This window comes from Pseudomonas sp. 05N433 (assembly GCF_056396925.1).
The window spans coordinates 1-651 of sequence record NZ_JBFTML010000144.1 but is presented as its reverse complement, the minus strand read 5'-3'; the positions used below and the strand labels follow the sequence as shown (position 1 = coordinate 651).

Below are 651 nucleotides of genomic sequence, written 5' to 3'. Positions count from 1 at the left end.
GATCAAGCCGTTGGGTGTGTAGTCCAGCCGATAGTGTTCGCCGGATTCGTTTTCGATTTCCGTGAGCAGCAGCTGCGCATTGTCATAGCGGTACTGGAGCTGGGTGCCGTCGGGATTGATCCGGCGGCTGACCAGGTGCAAATCGTCGACGTATTCGTAGCGGGTGATGCGGCCCAGTTCGTCGCGTTCGGCGGTGATCTTACCGTAGGCGTTGTAGCTGAACCCACGGGTGGCGCCGGTCGGCAATGTCGCCTGGACCAGTCGGCCGACGGCATCCCATTGATACTGGGTGAGCGCACCGTGTTCGTCCTGACGAGTCGTCTGCCGCCCCAGCGCATCGTAGGAAAACGCTCGCTGCCCACCATCTGGCAGTGTTTCCTCAAGCAACTGGCCCAGGGCATTCCAGACGAACACATGGCGACTGGTGTCCGGGTAGCGGATCGACAGCAGCCGGCCTTGTTCGTCGTAGTGGTAATGGGTGACCTGACCGTCGGGATCGGTCGCCTCGGTGACATCACCCTGGGCATTGCGCTGGTATTTCCACACCGCCTGACCGCGATAGCGCGCATGCAGGAAACCGTTGCGATACTCGTAGGCCGTCGGTTCGTCTTGCGGTGGAATCAGCGCCACCAAGCCAGCGCCACCAAGCGT

The 651-nt window shown here is 61.4% G+C and carries 1 pseudogene; it reads right to left on the bottom strand.

The features are described from left to right. Positions 1 to 651, bottom strand: a pseudogene (locus tag AC1DIS_RS30080) (type IV secretion protein Rhs); the annotation flags it as partial.